This is a genomic window from Acidovorax sp. 106, from assembly GCF_003663825.1.
Lineage (GTDB): Bacteria > Pseudomonadota > Gammaproteobacteria > Burkholderiales > Burkholderiaceae_C > Acidovorax.
This window is the reverse complement of sequence record NZ_RCCC01000001.1, coordinates 860,860-876,691: the sequence shown is the minus strand read 5'-3', so window position 1 is coordinate 876,691 and position 15,832 is coordinate 860,860. Positions and strand designations below refer to the sequence as shown.

Genomic DNA, 15,832 nt, shown 5'->3' with positions numbered 1-15,832 from the left:
TAGTATGAGAAGTCTTTTAAAATATTGCTCTGCACTGGCAATGGTGCTGTTGGTTTCTTGTGGTGGTGGTGGTGGAAGTGCCGGGGGCACGAGTGATAGCTCTGGGCCTGTCGCGGCTTCCATTGAAATTCTGACTTCTGCTACCAGTCTTGCTTCGGCGGACACGGCAGGTGTGACTGTTTCTGCGATTGTGAAGGATGTTTCTAACAATGCGATTGCATCGCAAGCGCTTACTTTTAGTGCTAGTAGTGGAACTTTGGACAGCGCAACAGCGACGACTGGAGCAGATGGTCGTGCGACAGCGAAGTTGACTTCTGGTAGCGATCGTTCTAATCGTGAAATTACATTGACGGTGAAGGCCGGTGGAATTACCAAAACTGCCGTGTTGCCTGTCACTGGAACAACGCTGAGTGCATCAGGTGCAACATCCGTTTTGGCGGGAGCAGTCGGTAGTTTTGCTGTCAGTGTTCGTGACAGTGCTGGTGCTGCCATTGCGGGGGTGTCTGTTACGGTGACCTCTACCTTGAACAATGCGGTGACTTTGGCGAACGGAGGCAAAACAGATGCCAACGGTGGAGTCGCTTTTACTTACAGCGCAGCGAACGCTGGTTCTGACACTCTGACGATTCGTGGTGCTGGAGCCTCTCAGGTTTTGAATGTGACGGTGAGCAGTTTGAATTTTGCGTTTACATCACCTGCGGCAGAGGCTGAAATCGGAGTTGGTGCCCAACAAGCGATTACTGTGCGTTACCTCTCGGGAGGCGTTGGCGTTGCAGGTAAGACCGTCGCTTTTAGCACGACACGGGGTTCGGTGAGTCCAGCGCAAGCGGTCACCGATGTCAATGGAAATGCGGTGACTCAGTTGACTTCTCCGTCAGTTGGTTCCGCCATCGTCAGCGCCAGTGTTGATTCCAATGTGGTGACTACGCTCCCTGTGAATTTTGTTTCTCGCACTCCGGCCAGCCTAGTTTTGCAATCATCGTCTGCTGCTGTAGCTCCCAACGCTGCCGGTAGTACTGTCAACCAAGCAGAATTGCGAGCCACTGTGCGTGACTCTTCTGGTAATCCGGTGAAAGGACAGACTGTATTTTTTACTGCGGTCAAGGATCTGAGCGGCGGGAAGATCAAGACGGGTACAGCGATCACAGACTCTAATGGTCTTGCGACAGATGTTTTTATCGCCGGACCCGTGTCTACCGCCACTAATGGTGTTCAGATTCGTGCAACTGTTCCCAATACGTCAATTGCAGCGGATACAAATATCACAGTCAATGGGCAAGCGTTGTTTATCACAATTGCTGCGAACAACACCATCGAAAAGCTGTCAACTCAATACCGTAAGACATTCTCAGTTCAAGTGAGTGATTCCAATGGATCTCCCGTGGCGAATCAGAGTCTGACAGTTTCTGTTTGGCCCTCTGTTTATTACAAGGGCGATATGCAATATAGTGCTACAGATAATGTATGGGTGCCAATCATTTCTGCAACTTGCGCTAACGAAGACACGAATCGTGATGGCAAGCTTGATGCGGGTGAAGACTTTAATTCGAATGGTGTTCTTACGCCTGGGCAGCCTGGCTTGGTGTCTCCTGGTAATTTGACTACCGACGCAGCCGGAAATGCAGAATTTAAGGTGACTTATGGTCAGCAATATGCTTATTGGATCGACTTTGATTTGACTGCCAAGGCGACTGTGGCTGGCACGGAGTCTGGAGCTTTCTTCTTGTTCAAGGCCGTTGCTCTGGCCTCTGACATGACCGATAAAAATGTGGCCCCAGCTGCCGCTACGAATCCATTGGGTAGGGCGTCCAATTGCGCTGACAAAAACTAGAAATCCCTCAGGATAGGTATTGTCCTCGTCCTTTGGTATGCATAGGCCAAGCAGCATTGCTGCTTGGCCTTTTTGGGTTTTAAATTCTGATATTTTCTAATGCAAAAAAGTGGATTGACTGTATCTTTGGGTGATCGCGCGTACGATGTCCTTTTTGCTGTGGATGGATTTTCAGAGGCCTATTTTGAGCAGGCCCCATTGGCGTTGTCAGCGCTCATTGTTACGAACGATGTCGTTGCTTCTTTATATCTTGAGGATTTAAAAAATTCGATTGCAGAGAGATATAAAAAAATTCATGTAGTCATCTTGAAAGATGGAGAAAATTACAAAAACTGGGAGAGTCTAAATTTAATTTTTGATGCTTTAATAAAGTTTGGTTGTGATCGGAAGACGGTATTGTTTGCGTTGGGTGGGGGGGTGGTTGGTGATATGACAGGCTTTGCGGCAGCTTGTTATATGCGTGGTGTTCCTTTTGTCCAGGTGCCGACAACGTTGCTTTCCCAAGTGGATTCTTCTGTTGGAGGAAAGACCGCTATTAATCATCCGCATGGAAAAAATATGATTGGGGCCTTTTATCAGCCCCAGTTGGTTGTATGTGATATCAGCACACTAGACACACTGCCGGATCGAGAGTTGGGTGCAGGATTGGCTGAGGTAATTAAGTATGGGCCAATCACAGACATGCAGTTTCTGATTTGGCTTGAGACTAATATGAATGCGCTTTTGAGGCGTGATCGAACGGCTCTACTGCATGCGATTCGTCGCAGTTGTGAAATCAAAGCACAGGTGGTTGCTGCTGACGAGCGAGAGTCAGGCTTGCGTGCCATCCTGAATTTTGGCCATACCTTTGGTCATGCCATTGAAGCAGGGATGGGCTACGGCGTTTGGTTACACGGAGAGGGTGTGGCCGCAGGCATGATCATGGCGGCTGAGCTGTCTTGCCGTTTGGGTATGGTAGATGCAGCTTTTGTCGATAGGCTGAGAGCATTGATTCAGCGCGCAGGCTTGCCTACAAAGGGGCCCGTTGTAGACGCAGCGGACAATGCAGGTCGCTACCTAGAGTTAATGCGTATCGACAAGAAATCGGAAGCTGGTGAAATCCGGTTTGTATTGATCGATGGACCAGGCAAGGCTGTGGTTCGTCCTGCGCCAGACGCCTTGGTGCGTGAGGTGATCGACGCCTGCTGCGCTTGATTGCTACGCTTTTGATAGCTGCTAGCGCTTTTTGTTAAAGCGCTAGGGCCATTTTTGAATGGAACCTCCGTTGCTTGCACCATACGCCTGTGATCCCGCGTTCAGCAGGGGGCGCCAATATCCAGAGATTGCAGCGCCAACGCGCACGGAGTACCAGCGGGATCGGGATCGAATTGTCCATTCCACGGCGTTTCGGCGGCTGGTTTACAAAACGCAGGTCTTCTTGAACCACGAAGGGGATTTGTTTCGCACCCGGCTAACCCATTCTTTGGAAGTCGCGCAATTAGGGCGGTCTATTGCCCGCACCCTGTGCATTAACGAAGACCTGGTCGAGGCGATTTCACTGGCGCACGATTTGGGGCATACGCCGTTTGGGCATGCGGGGCAGGATGCGTTGAATGAATGCATGAAGCCCTTTGGGGGCTTCGAGCACAATCTGCAAAGTTTGCGGGTGGTGGATCGCTTGGAAGAGCGCTATCCCGCCTACGATGGTCTGAACCTGAGCTTTGAGACCCGAGAGGGAATCTTGAAGCACTGCTCGGCTGCGAATGCGCAGTTGCTTGAGATGAGCGAGCCGCAGGGGGTTGGGGCGAGGTTTTTGCAAAAAATGCGACCCAGCTTGGAGGCCCAGCTGTGCAATTTGGCGGATGAGATTGCATACAACGCCCACGACATTGATGATGGTGTGCGTTCTGGGTTGCTCTCCATGGCCCAGCTGGAAGAAGTGGCCTTGTTTGACCGCTATCGTGCAGAAGCGCTGAAAGAGCACCCTCAGCTGGCTTCACCATCCATGCAGCGGCGCTGTTTGCATGAGTCGATTCGTCGCATGCTCAGTGCGCAGGTGTATGACGTGATTGCGGAAACGCGCTTGGCATTGGATGAACGTCAGCCTGCCGATGTGCAGGCTGTACGCAGGATGCCTGTGCTGGTGCAGTTCAGCGCATTCATGCGCGAGCAATCCTTGGAGCTCAAGCGGTTTTTGTTTCGGGCTTTGTACCGCCATCCGCAAGTGATGGAGACCACGGGTAACGCCAAACACATCGTACGGGAGTTGTTTGCGATCTATGTCGATCGTCCTGCTGAGATGAAGCCGGCTTATGCCGAAAAAGCACAGCAGGGTGATGCGCAGGCCCGGGCTGTGGTCGTGGCCGATTTCGTCGCTGGCATGACCGACCGGTTTGCCATTCGGGAGCATGAGCGTCTTTCTGGTCAGCGTCTGATGTGTTGACCCAGAAGGAGGTAGAAAAGGGCACGCATACAATCCGCCTCTTTCTTGCTGCGGCTTTGGCCTCTTTGTGTGATGACTTCGACCACCCCAGATAGCTCCAACGCGACCCTTTTGGCCCAGGATGGCTTGGAGGCGATCGTGATGGAAGACACCGTCCGTTGGCTGGAGCGCGCCGTGATTGGGCTCAACCTCTGTCCCTTTGCCAAGGGCGTACATGTCAAAGGCCAAGTGCACTATGTCGTCAGCGCGGCCACGGAGGCCGACACTTTGCTGGCGGATGTGCGTCGGGAGTTACTGGCTTTGTCTGACATCTCCCCGGAGGTGCGAGACACCACGCTCTTGATGGCGCCTCGCTGCATGGCCGATTTTCTGGACTTCAACGATTTCACCGCGTTGGTGGACGATTTGGTCCAGGAGTTGGATTTAGATGGCCTGCTGCAGGTGGCTTTTTTCCACCCACAATTTCAGTTTGCGGGCACGCAGCTGGACGATGTCTCCAACTGCACCAACCGAACGCCGTACCCCACCTTGCACCTGCTGCGCGAAGAGAGTATTGACCGGGCGGTGGCGGTGTTTCCAGAGGCGGACGCCATCTTTGAGCGGAATATTGAAGTCTTAGAAGACCTTGGTGCTCAGGGCTGGGCCGCGCTGGATGTGGGGGCACGTTGCCCGGTGCACGGAGTGGTGGATCGTTCTGGCGAAGGAAACTAAGGCATGGCAACCCCACAAACAAAACGCAAAGGCATGCAGGATGCGGGTCGCGCAGCCAGCGGGGCGGCCAGCGGTAAAAAACCGCCAGAGTCATTCTCTGTGCAAGATGAGTTGCGCCCAGGGCAGTCTGTCGAGCTGCTCAAAGAGCTGCACATACTGACCCGCGATGGCCGCCTGAACCAAGACACCCGTCGCAAGCTCAAGCAGGTCTATCACCTCTTCAATTTCATCGAGCCTTTACTGAAAGAGTTTTCAGAAGAGGGGCGCAGTCCCGGACTGGCTGACCATGGGGCTGGCAAGTCTTACCTGGGTTTTATCCTGTACGACTTGTTCTTCAAGCAACTGGGGCGCGGGCATATTTACGGCATTGAAACGCGTGCCGAGCTGGTGGAGCGGTCGCGTGGATTGGCGTCCCAGCTAGGCTTTGATCGGATGTCGTTTTTGAATCTCTCTGTGGCCGAATCCATGGGGGTGGCAGAGTTGCCAGAGCAGATGGACGTGGTGACCGCGTTGCATGCCTGCGACACCGCCACCGACGATGCCATTGCGTTTGGGCTGCAAAAGCGGGCCCGTGCCATGGTGCTGGTGCCCTGTTGCCAGGCTGAGATGGCCGCTTGCTTGCGCCGCGACAAGGCGCTGCAGTTGGCGCGCACTCCGTTGGCAGAGCTTTGGCGGCATCCGCTGCACACCCGGGAGCTGGGAAGCCAAGTCACCAACGTGTTGCGGTGCCTGTACCTGGAGGCGCGTGGCTACCAGGTGACGGTGACGGAGCTGGTGGGGTGGGAGCACAGCATGAAAAATGAGCTGATCATTGCCCGCTACACCGGGCAGAAGAAGCGCAGCGCGGTTGAGCGCTTGGCGGCTTTGCTGGATGAATTTGGCCTTCAGCAGTCCATGGGGCACAGATTTGGGTTGGAGGCTGAGGCAGCATTGTCATAGTCTCGATTGTGCTCGGGTGCGCAGCGAAAATAGGGGACGCATTTATCATCGTCCCTTTTTGACGCATGGCCGCTTTGGCCAACGCCTCCCATGGCCCGTTTGCCCCGACTGACTTTGCCCGGTTACCCGCACCATGTGATCCAGCGGGGCAACAACCGCCAGCCCATTTTTGCCAATGCCGAAGACTTTGATGTCTTTCTAGCGCAATTGACCGAGCAGGCGCCCAAGCACGGCGTGGCAGTGCATGCCTATGCGTTGATGGAGAACCACTTCCACTTGCTGGCGACACCTGATTCTGCAGACGGGCTGCCCAAGATGATGCAATCTGTGGGTCGCACTTATGCCCAGTACTTCAACCGCCGCCATGGGCGCACCGGCACTTTGTGGGAGGGGCGCTATCGTTCTACGGTGCTGGAAGCTGAGGCCTATCTTTTGCCTTGCATGGTGTTTTTGGACCTGAATCCGGTGCGTGGCGGCTTGGTGGTGCAAGCCTCTGATTACCGGTGGTCCAGTGCATCCCATTGGCTGGGCCTGCGCAACGACCGCCTGCTGTCACCCCATGCCTGCTATTGGGCGCTGGGCAACACCCCCTTTGCGCGTGAAGCGGCCTATTTGGCCATGCTGGAGTCCGGTCTGGCCACTTCGCAGCAGAAGTTGTTGGTGGACTCTGCTTTGAATGGCTGGGCGCTGGGCTCTGCGGCGTTCTTGGAAGAGATTCAGGCGAAGACTGCGCGCCGCGTGACGCGCTCCCAGCCTGGCAGGCCCCGCAAAACACAGACTGACGACTGACTGTGAATCGATGGATGTGGATTTCGGTGCGTGAATTTGATATGTCCCCAATAATTGGTTGATGAATTTTGTTGGAATTTAAATAGTATCTGACCCTATTTAATCTGCTTGCATCCTATGTTGCATTGCACTAATCTCGGCATCCCTGCGAAAACATGAGGAGAGCGCCATGACCACGGCCGCCGAGATCCAGCATCTGCAACAACACGGTTTGTATTCATCTGGCAACGAACACGACGCCTGTGGCCTCGGGTTTGTGGCCCACATCAAGGGCATCAAGCGCCACGACATCGTGACGCAGGCCCTGAAGATTCTGGAAAACATCGACCACCGTGGCGCCGTAGGGGCCGACCCTCTGATGGGTGACGGCGCCGGTATCCTGATCCAGATCCCCGACGCGCTGTACCGTGAAGAAATGGCCAAACAGGGCGTGACCTTGCCTGCGGCGGGTGAATACGGCGTTGGCATGATCTTCCTGCCCAAGGAGCACGCCTCCCGTCTGGCTTGCGAGCAGGAGATGGAGCGCGCCATCAAGGCCGAAGGCCAAGTGCTGCTGGGCTGGCGCGATGTGCCTGTGAATGTGGACATGCCCATGTCCCCCACCGTGCGCAAGAAGGAGCCTATCCTGCGCCAGGTGTTCATCGGCCGTGGCAACGATGTGATCGTGCAGGACGCGCTGGAGCGCAAGCTGTACGTGATCCGCAAGACGGCCAGCGCCAACATTCAGGCCCTCAAGCTCAAGCACAGCAAGGAATACTACGTTCCTTCCATGTCCAGCCGCACGGTGGTCTACAAGGGCCTGCTGCTGGCCGACCAAGTGGGCAAGTACTACCTGGACCTGCAAGACGAGCGCTGCGTGTCGGCCATTGGCCTGGTGCACCAACGCTTCTCCACCAACACTTTCCCTGAATGGCCGCTGGCCCACCCCTACCGCTATGTGGCGCACAACGGTGAAATCAACACCGTCAAGGGCAACTACAACTGGATGAAGGCGCGCGAAGGCGTGATGGCCTCGCCCGTGCTGGCCGCCGACCTGCAAAAGCTTTACCCCATCAGCTTCGCCGACCAGTCCGACACCGCCACGTTCGACAACTGCCTGGAATTGCTGACCATGGCCGGCTACCCCATCAGCCAGGCCGTGATGATGATGATCCCAGAGCCTTGGGAACAGCACACCACCATGGACGAGCGCCGCCGCGCTTTCTATGAATACCACGCCGCCATGCTCGAGCCCTGGGATGGCCCCGCCTCCATCGTGTTCACCGATGGACGCCAGATCGGCGCCACGTTGGACCGCAACGGCCTGCGCCCCTCGCGCTACTGCATCACCGACGACGACTTGGTCATCATGGGTTCCGAGTCGGGCGTGCTGCCGATTCCTGAGAACAAGATTGTGCGCAAGTGGCGCCTGCAGCCGGGCAAGATGTTCCTGATCGACCTGGAACAAGGCCGCATGATCGACGACGATGAGCTCAAAGCCAACGTCGTCAACACCAAGCCCTACAAGCAGTGGATCGAGAACCTGCGCATCAAGCTCGACAGCATCGAAGCGGGTGAGAGCGCAGCCGCTCCCGCTCCAGCGGATCTGCCCCTGCTGGACCGCCAGCAGGCGTTTGGCTACACGCAGGAAGACATCAAGTTCTTGATGGCCCCCATGGCCAAGAACGGCGAAGAAGGCATTGGCTCCATGGGCAACGACAGCCCGCTGGCGGTGCTCTCGGGCAAGAACAAGCCGCTTTACAACTACTTCAAGCAGTTGTTCGCCCAGGTGACGAACCCGCCGATCGACCCGATCCGTGAGGCCATCGTGATGTCGCTCAACAGCTTCATCGGCCCCAAGCCCAACCTGCTGGACATCAACCAGGTCAACCCACCGATGCGGCTCGAAGTGAGCCAGCCCGTACTCGACTTTGCCGACATGGCCAAGCTGCGCGACATCGAGCGCTACACGAACGGTAAGTTCAAGAGCGTCACCATCGACATCACCTACCCGCTGGACTGGGGCCGTGAGGGCGTGGAAGCCAAGCTGGCCTCGCTGTGTGCGCAAGCCGTGGACGCCATCAAGGGCGGCGCTAACATCCTCATCATCAGCGACCGCGCCGTGAGCGCTACGCAACTGGCCATCCCTGCGCTGCTGGCGCTGTCGGCCATTCACCAGCACTTGGTGGGTGCGGGCCTGCGCACCACGGCTGGCTTGGTGGTTGAGACGGGCACTGCCCGCGAAGTGCACCACTTTGCCGTGCTGGCGGGCTACGGCGCAGAGGCCGTGCACCCCTACCTGGCCATGGAAACCCTGGCCGACATGCACAAAGAGTTGGGCGGCGACCTGTCAGCTGACAAGGCCATCTACAACTACGTCAAGGCGATTGGCAAGGGCCTGTCCAAGATCATGTCCAAGATGGGCGTGAGCACCTACATGAGCTACTGCGGCGCCCAGCTGTTCGAGGCCATTGGCCTGAACACGGACACCGTGGGCAAGTACTTCACCGGCACCGCTAGCCGCGTGGAAGGTATTGGCGTGTTTGAAATCGCCGAAGAAGCCATCCGCATGCACAAGGCCGCCTTTGGTGATGACCCCGTGCTCGAAACCATGCTGGACGCAGGCGGCGAATACGCCTGGCGCGCCCGTGGCGAAGACCACATGTGGACGCCCGACGCGATTGCCAAGCTGCAGCACAGCACGCGTGCCAATAACTGGAACACGTACAAGGAGTACGCCCAGCTGATCAACGACCAGAGCAAGCGCCACATGACGCTGCGTGGCCTGTTTGAGTTCAAGATCGACCCCGCCAAGGCCATTTCGATCGACGAAGTCGAGCCCGCCAAGGAAATCGTCAAGCGTTTTGCCACCGGCGCCATGTCGCTCGGCTCTATCAGCACCGAGGCGCATGCCACGCTGGCCGTTGCCATGAACCGCATCGGCGGCAAGAGCAACACGGGCGAGGGCGGCGAAGACGCAGCCCGTTACCGCAACGAACTCAAGGGCATCCCGATCAAGAAGGGCGATACGCTCAAGAGCGTGATCGGTGCCGAGAACGTGGAGGTCGATCTGCCTTTGCTGGACGGCGACTCGCTGCGCAGCCGCATCAAGCAGGTGGCTTCAGGCCGCTTCGGTGTCACCGCCGAATACCTGTCGTCGGCCGACCAGATCCAGATCAAGATGGCCCAAGGTGCCAAGCCGGGTGAGGGCGGTCAGCTGCCGGGCGGCAAGGTCTCCAACTACATCGGCAAGCTGCGCCACAGCGTACCCGGTGTGGGCCTGATCTCGCCACCACCCCACCACGACATCTACTCCATCGAGGACTTGGCCCAGCTGATCCACGATCTGAAGAACGTGGCACCGCATGCTGGCATCAGTGTCAAGCTGGTGTCTGAAGTGGGCGTGGGCACCATCGCTGCAGGCGTGGCCAAGTGCAAGAGCGACCACGTCGTGATCGCCGGGCACGACGGCGGCACGGGCGCATCGCCCTGGTCGTCCATCAAGCATTGCGGCGGCCCGTGGGAAATCGGCCTGGCCGAAACCCAGCAGACCTTGGTGCTCAACCGCCTGCGTGGCCGCATTCGTGTGCAGGCCGACGGCCAGATGAAGACCGGCCGTGACGTCGCCATCGGCGCGCTGCTGGGCGCTGACGAGTTCGGTTTCGCCACGGCCCCGCTGGTCGTGGAAGGCTGCATCATGATGCGCAAGTGCCACTTGAACACCTGCCCCGTGGGCGTGGCCACGCAAGACCCCGAGCTGCGCAAGAAGTTCTCGGGCAAGCCTGAGCATGTGGTGAACTACTTCTTCTTCATTGCAGAAGAAGTGCGCCAAATCATGGCCCAGCTGGGCATTCGCAAGTTTGACGACCTGATTGGCCGCACCGACCTGCTCGACACACGCCAGGGCCTGGAACATTGGAAGGCACGCGGCCTGGACTTCAGCCGCCTGTTTGCCCAGCCCAATGTGCCTGCCGACGTGCCGCGCTTCCATGTGGATGTGCAAGACCACAACATCGAGCACACGCTGGACCGCAAGCTCATTGAGCGCAGCCAGCCCGCCATCGAAAAGGGCGAGCGCGTGCAGTTCATCGAGGTGGCGCGCAACGTGAACCGCTCCGTGGGCGCCATGCTTTCGGGTGCGGTGACGCGTGCCCATCCCGAAGGCCTGCCCGACGACACCATCCGCATTCAGTTGGAAGGCACGGGCGGTCAGTCGTTCGGTGCATTCCTCACACGCGGCATCACGCTGTACCTGATTGGCGATGCCAACGACTACACGGGCAAGGGCCTGTCGGGTGGCCGCGTCATCGTGCGCCCCAGCATCGACTTCCGTGGTGACGCGGTGCGCAACACCATCGTGGGCAACACCGTGATGTACGGTGCCACCACGGGCGAGGCCTTCTTCAGCGGCGTGGCCGGTGAACGCTTTGCGGTGCGCCTGTCGGGTGCCACTGCGGTGGTTGAAGGCACAGGCGATCACGGCTGTGAATACATGACCGGTGGCACGGTGCTGGTGCTGGGCAAGACCGGCCGCAACTTCGCTGCGGGCATGAGCGGCGGCGTCGCCTACGTCTACGACGAAGACGGCCAGTTCGACACCCGTTGCAACCTGTCCATGGTCACGCTCGAACGCATCCTGCCCGCCTCGGAGCAAGAGGCCACGGTGCCACGCGCCATCTGGCACGGTGGCCAGACCGACGAAGCCCAGCTCAAGAAGCTGCTGGAAGACCACAACCGTTGGACGGGCAGCAAGCGCGCGCGCGAGCTGCTGGACAACTGGGCCTCATCGCGCGGCAAGTTCGTCAAGGTCTTCCCGACCGAGTACAAGCGTGCCCTGGCTGAAATTTATGAACAAAAAGTGCTGGAGGAGTCCGCTACACCAGCGGTAGCTGCTACCAAAAAAGAAGCGGTGCCTGCCAAGTAAGGCAGCGCCGTCAACCTTCGCACAGCATTCATAGACAAGGACACCGTCATGGGAAAAACTACCGGCTTCATGGAATACGAGCGCATCGAAGAGGGCTACAAGCCCGTGCCCGAGCGCTTGAAGCACTACAAGGAATTCGTCATCGGGCTCGATAGCGCCCAGGCCAAGGTGCAGGGCGCACGCTGCATGGACTGCGGCACGCCGTTTTGCAACAACGGCTGCCCGGTCAACAACATCATTCCGGACTTCAACGACTTGGTGTACCACCAGGACTGGAAGAGCGCGATCGAGGTGCTGCACAGCACCAACAACTTCCCCGAGTTCACCGGCCGCATCTGCCCCGCTCCCTGCGAGGCCGCCTGCGTGCTCAACGTGAATGACGACGCTGTCGGCATCAAGTCCATCGAGCACGCGATCATTGACCGCGCCTGGGAAGAGGGCTGGGTCAAGCCTCGTCCTGCAAAGCACCAAACGGGCAAGAAGGTGGCCGTGGTGGGCTCAGGTCCTGCAGGCCTGGCCGCCGCCCAGCAGCTCGCACGCGCAGGCCACAGCGTCACGCTGTTTGAGAAGAACGACCGCGTGGGCGGCCTGCTGCGCTACGGCATCCCCGACTTCAAGATGGAGAAGTCGCACATTGACCGCCGCGTCAAGCAGCTCGAAGCGGAAGGCGTGGTCATCCGCACCAGCGTGTTCGTGGGTACCGCCAAGGACGGCCTGGGCAAGGACTCCAAGGTCACCAACTGGGCCAAGGAAACCGTCACGCCCGAGCAGCTGAACAAAGAGTTTGATGCTGTGCTGCTGACCGGTGGCGCCGAGCAGTCGCGCGACCTGCCCGTGCCCGGCCGCGACCTCGAAGGCATTCACTTCGCCATGGAGTTCCTGCCCCAGCAGAACAAGGTCAACGCGGGCGACAAGCTCAAGGGCCAGATCATGGCCACCGGCAAGCATGTCATCGTGATTGGCGGCGGAGACACGGGCAGCGACTGCGTGGGCACCAGCAACCGCCACGGCGCTGCCAGCGTCACCCAGTTTGAGGTGATGCCACAGCCCCCCGAGGTGGAAAACCGCCCCATGACCTGGCCTTACTGGCCGCTGAAGTTGCGCACCAGCTCCAGCCACGAAGAGGGCTGCGTGCGCGAGTTCGCGATCTCCACCAAGGAGTTCACGGGCGAAAAGGGCAAGGTCAAGAGCTTGACCACGGTGCAGGTCGAGTTCAAGGACGGCAAGCTGGTCGAAATCCCCGGCACCGAAAAGCACTACCAGGCCGACTTGGTGTTGCTGGCCATGGGCTTTGTGAGCCCGGTGGCTCCGGTTCTGGATGCCTTTGGGGTGGACAAGGACGCCCGTGGCAACGCCCGCGCCACCACCGAGTTCGACGGCGGCTATGCCACCAACGTGCCCAAGGTGTTTGCGGCCGGTGACATCCGCCGGGGCCAGTCGTTGGTGGTCTGGGCCATCCGCGAAGGCCGTCAGGCTGCCCGTGCGGTGGACGAGTTCCTGATGGGTTACTCCGACCTGCCACGTTGATGGATCTGCAGCGCTTGCGCTGCGGCCCACCGAAGCGCCCTGCGGGGCGCTTTTTCTTTTGCTATTGAATTAATAGCTACTTGCGCTTTCCCTATAAGCGCTAGAGGCATATTTGGTTCATGCTAACGCTGGCTGTGCATGTGGCTGCATGGGCGCGTGCAATGCCATGGCGGACAATCGAGGGTTTTGCGCTGCGGGCTGCCCGCTCGCACCGCGTTCCCTGTTTGTGATTTGAGAGCCGATTGCCATGAAGAAAACCGCCGCCGCCCTGGCCCTGCTGGGTGCCCTGATTGCTGGATGCAGCAAGACCGACAACCCTGCACCCGCTGCCGCGCCAGCGCCTGCTGCCGTCACCAAAATCGTGGTGGGCCTGGACGACAACTTCCCGCCCATGGGCTTTCGCAACGACAAGAACGAGTTGGTGGGCTTTGACATCGACATGGCCCGCGAAGCCGCCAAGCGCGTGGGCGTGGAAGTCGAGTTCAAGCCCATTGACTGGAGCGCCAAAGAGGCCGAGCTGTCGGGCAAGCGCGTGGACGCTCTGTGGAACGGCCTGACCATCACCGAAGAGCGCAAGCAGAACATTGCCTTCACCGCGCCGTACATGGAAAACCACCAGATCATCGTGGTGGCTGCGCAGTCCAGCGTCAAGACCAAGGCCGACCTGGCGGGCAAGGCCGTGGGTGCCCAGGAGGGCAGCAGCGCGGTGGACGCGGTGAAGAAGGAAGACGCGGTCTTCAAGACCTTCAAGGAGTTCAAGACCTTTGGCGACAATGTGACCGCGCTGATGGACCTGTCCACCGGCCGTCTGGACGCCGTGGTGGTCGACGAGGTGGTAGGCCGCTATTACGTGGCCAAGAAGCCCCAGGAATACGCAGTGCTGGACGCCCACTTTGGCACCGAAGACTATGGCGTGGGCGTGCGCAAGGACGACACCGCTTTGCAGGGCAAGCTGGACAAGGCCCTGGCCGACATGAAGGCCGACGGTGCAGCCGCCAAGATTGCCGAGCAATGGTTCGGCAAGAACATCATTAAATAACTCGGCACACCCCCCTGAGGCGCTTTGCGCCTTCCCCCCGCCCTCGCAGTGCTGCGCACTGCGGGCAGGGGGACACCGCCAGCGCTGCGGGGCGGCGCGGCCAGCTCAGGCTCTTGCGCGGCGGTCGCTGACTTGGATTGCGCCAGTGGCAACGGCCCTTAGCAAAAAATACTCGGAACTGTCGCGACAGCATGGATTACGTTTTCTCCCTGCTCGGGCCGCTGGCGCAAGGCGCTACCGTCACCCTGAAGCTCTTTGTCATCACCCTGCTGCTGGCGGTTCCGCTGGGGCTGGTGCTGGCGTTGGCGCGCGTGTCGCGCAGTGCCCCGCTGGCGATGGCGGTCAATGGCTACATCTGGCTCATGCGGGGCACGCCGCTCATGCTGCAGATGCTGTTCATCTACTTTGCTCTGCCGTTTGTGCCCGTCATTGGCGTGCGGCTGCCGGATTTTCCGGCGGCGGTGGTCGCCTTTGCGCTGAACTATGCGGCCTACTTTGCAGAGATCTTTCGTTCGGGCATTCAGTCGATCGACCGGGGGCAGTACGAGGGTGCCAAGGTGCTCGGGATGACCTATGGGCAAACGATGCGCCGCATCGTGCTGCCGCAGATGGTGCGGCGCATTTTGCCGCCCATGAGCAACGAGACCATCACGCTGGTCAAGGACACCTCGCTGATTTACGTGCTGGCCCTCAACGACCTGCTGCGTGCAGCGCGGGGCATTGTGCAGCGCGACTTCACCACCACGCCTTTTATCGCGGCGGCGGCTTTTTACCTTGTCATGACCCTGGTGTTGACCTGGGGCTTCCAGCGTTTGGAGAAGCGTTATGCCAAGCACGACGAGTGAGCGTGGGGCCGTGGACAACCCTGGCCGGCCCATGATTGAGGCGCGCGGTATTCACAAGGCCTTTGGCCAGGTGTGTGTGCTGCGCAATGTGTCGCTCACGGTGGGGCAAGGCGAGGTGGTCGCGCTCATCGGGCCATCGGGCTCTGGCAAGAGTACGTTTTTGCGCTGCCTGAACCACCTCGAAACCATCGACCGTGGCCACATCGCCATTGAGGGCCAGACGCTGGCCCAGACCGATGCCGCCGGGCGTTGCAGCTACGCAAGCGAGGCCGAGGTGCGCCGCATTTGCCGCAAAACCGGCATGGTGTTCCAGCACTTCAACCTGTTTCCGCACCTCACAGTGCTGGAGAACCTGATTGAGGCTCCCATGGTGGTGCAGGGCATATCCCGCGATCAGGCGGTCGTCCGTGCCGAGGCTTTGCTTGACAAAGTGGGCCTGGCCCCGAAGCGCGACAACTATCCCTCGCGCCTGTCGGGTGGGCAAAAGCAGCGTGTGGCCATTGCCCGGGCGCTGGCCATGGAGCCCGACATCATGCTGTTTGACGAGCCCACATCGGCCCTGGACCCTGAGCTGACCGGCGAGGTGCTGCGCACCATGCGCGCCTTGGCCCAGGAGCGCATGACCATGCTGGTGGTGACGCACGAGATGGGTTTTGCCCGCGAAGTGGCGCACACCGTGGCGTTCATGGACCAGGGCGAATTGCTGGAAACCCGCTCTGCAGCCGAGTTTTTTGCGGGGCCGGGACATGAGCGCAGCCGCGCTTTCTTGAACCACATGCTGTGAGGTCGCCCCGCACTGGCCCGGTTTTGGCGAACACAGCATTCG

General features: G+C 59.0%; 11 protein-coding genes. All 11 read left to right on the top strand.

All coding sequences use genetic code 11. The annotated features are described in order from the left end of the window. Positions 1-4 precede the first annotated feature (4 nt). Positions 5-1,831, top strand: a complete 1,827-nt coding sequence (locus C8C98_RS03875) for an Ig-like domain-containing protein (protein WP_121453208.1) — start codon at positions 5-7, stop codon at positions 1,829-1,831. A gap of 99 nt (positions 1,832-1,930) precedes the next feature. Beyond that, positions 1,931-3,025 carry a 3-dehydroquinate synthase gene (aroB, locus tag C8C98_RS03870; RefSeq protein WP_121453207.1) on the top strand — a complete coding sequence of 365 codons (1,095 nt, stop codon included), beginning with the start codon at positions 1,931-1,933 and terminating at the stop codon, positions 3,023-3,025. Between the two features lie 58 nt (positions 3,026-3,083). After that, positions 3,084-4,253: a deoxyguanosinetriphosphate triphosphohydrolase gene (locus C8C98_RS03865; protein WP_121453206.1), complete on the top strand. Its 1,170-nt coding sequence runs from the start codon at positions 3,084-3,086 to the stop codon at positions 4,251-4,253. A 141-nt stretch (positions 4,254-4,394) separates the two neighbouring features. Then, positions 4,395-4,964 carry a DUF1415 domain-containing protein gene (locus C8C98_RS03860; RefSeq protein WP_233574647.1) on the top strand — a complete coding sequence of 190 codons (570 nt, stop codon included), beginning with the start codon at positions 4,395-4,397 and terminating at the stop codon, positions 4,962-4,964. A gap of 3 nt (positions 4,965-4,967) precedes the next feature. Next, on the top strand, positions 4,968-5,903 hold the full coding sequence (locus C8C98_RS03855; protein WP_121453204.1) for an SAM-dependent methyltransferase: 936 nt from the start codon (positions 4,968-4,970) through the stop codon (positions 5,901-5,903). Between the two features lie 90 nt (positions 5,904-5,993). Next, on the top strand, positions 5,994-6,692 hold the full coding sequence (locus C8C98_RS03850) for a transposase (protein WP_121453203.1): 699 nt from the start codon (positions 5,994-5,996) through the stop codon (positions 6,690-6,692). Positions 6,693-6,861: 169 nt separating this feature from the next. Next, on the top strand, positions 6,862-11,595 hold the full coding sequence (locus C8C98_RS03845) for a glutamate synthase-related protein (protein ID WP_121453202.1): 4,734 nt from the start codon (positions 6,862-6,864) through the stop codon (positions 11,593-11,595). Between the two features lie 48 nt (positions 11,596-11,643). Beyond that, positions 11,644-13,122 carry a glutamate synthase subunit beta gene (locus tag C8C98_RS03840; protein ID WP_121453201.1) on the top strand — a complete coding sequence of 493 codons (1,479 nt, stop codon included), beginning with the start codon at positions 11,644-11,646 and terminating at the stop codon, positions 13,120-13,122. Positions 13,123-13,369: 247 nt separating this feature from the next. Further along, positions 13,370-14,161, top strand: coding sequence for an amino acid ABC transporter substrate-binding protein (locus C8C98_RS03835; RefSeq protein ID WP_121453200.1), 792 nt, complete (start codon positions 13,370-13,372; stop codon positions 14,159-14,161). Between the two features lie 191 nt (positions 14,162-14,352). After that, positions 14,353-15,006 carry an amino acid ABC transporter permease gene (locus tag C8C98_RS03825; protein WP_121453199.1) on the top strand — a complete coding sequence of 218 codons (654 nt, stop codon included), beginning with the start codon at positions 14,353-14,355 and terminating at the stop codon, positions 15,004-15,006. Beyond that, complete coding sequence (locus C8C98_RS03820) at positions 14,987-15,790, top strand: amino acid ABC transporter ATP-binding protein (protein ID WP_121453198.1); 804 nt, start codon at positions 14,987-14,989, stop codon at positions 15,788-15,790. The genes C8C98_RS03825 and C8C98_RS03820 overlap by 20 nt, the downstream gene beginning before the upstream one ends. The last annotated feature ends 42 nt before the right edge of the window (positions 15,791-15,832 follow it).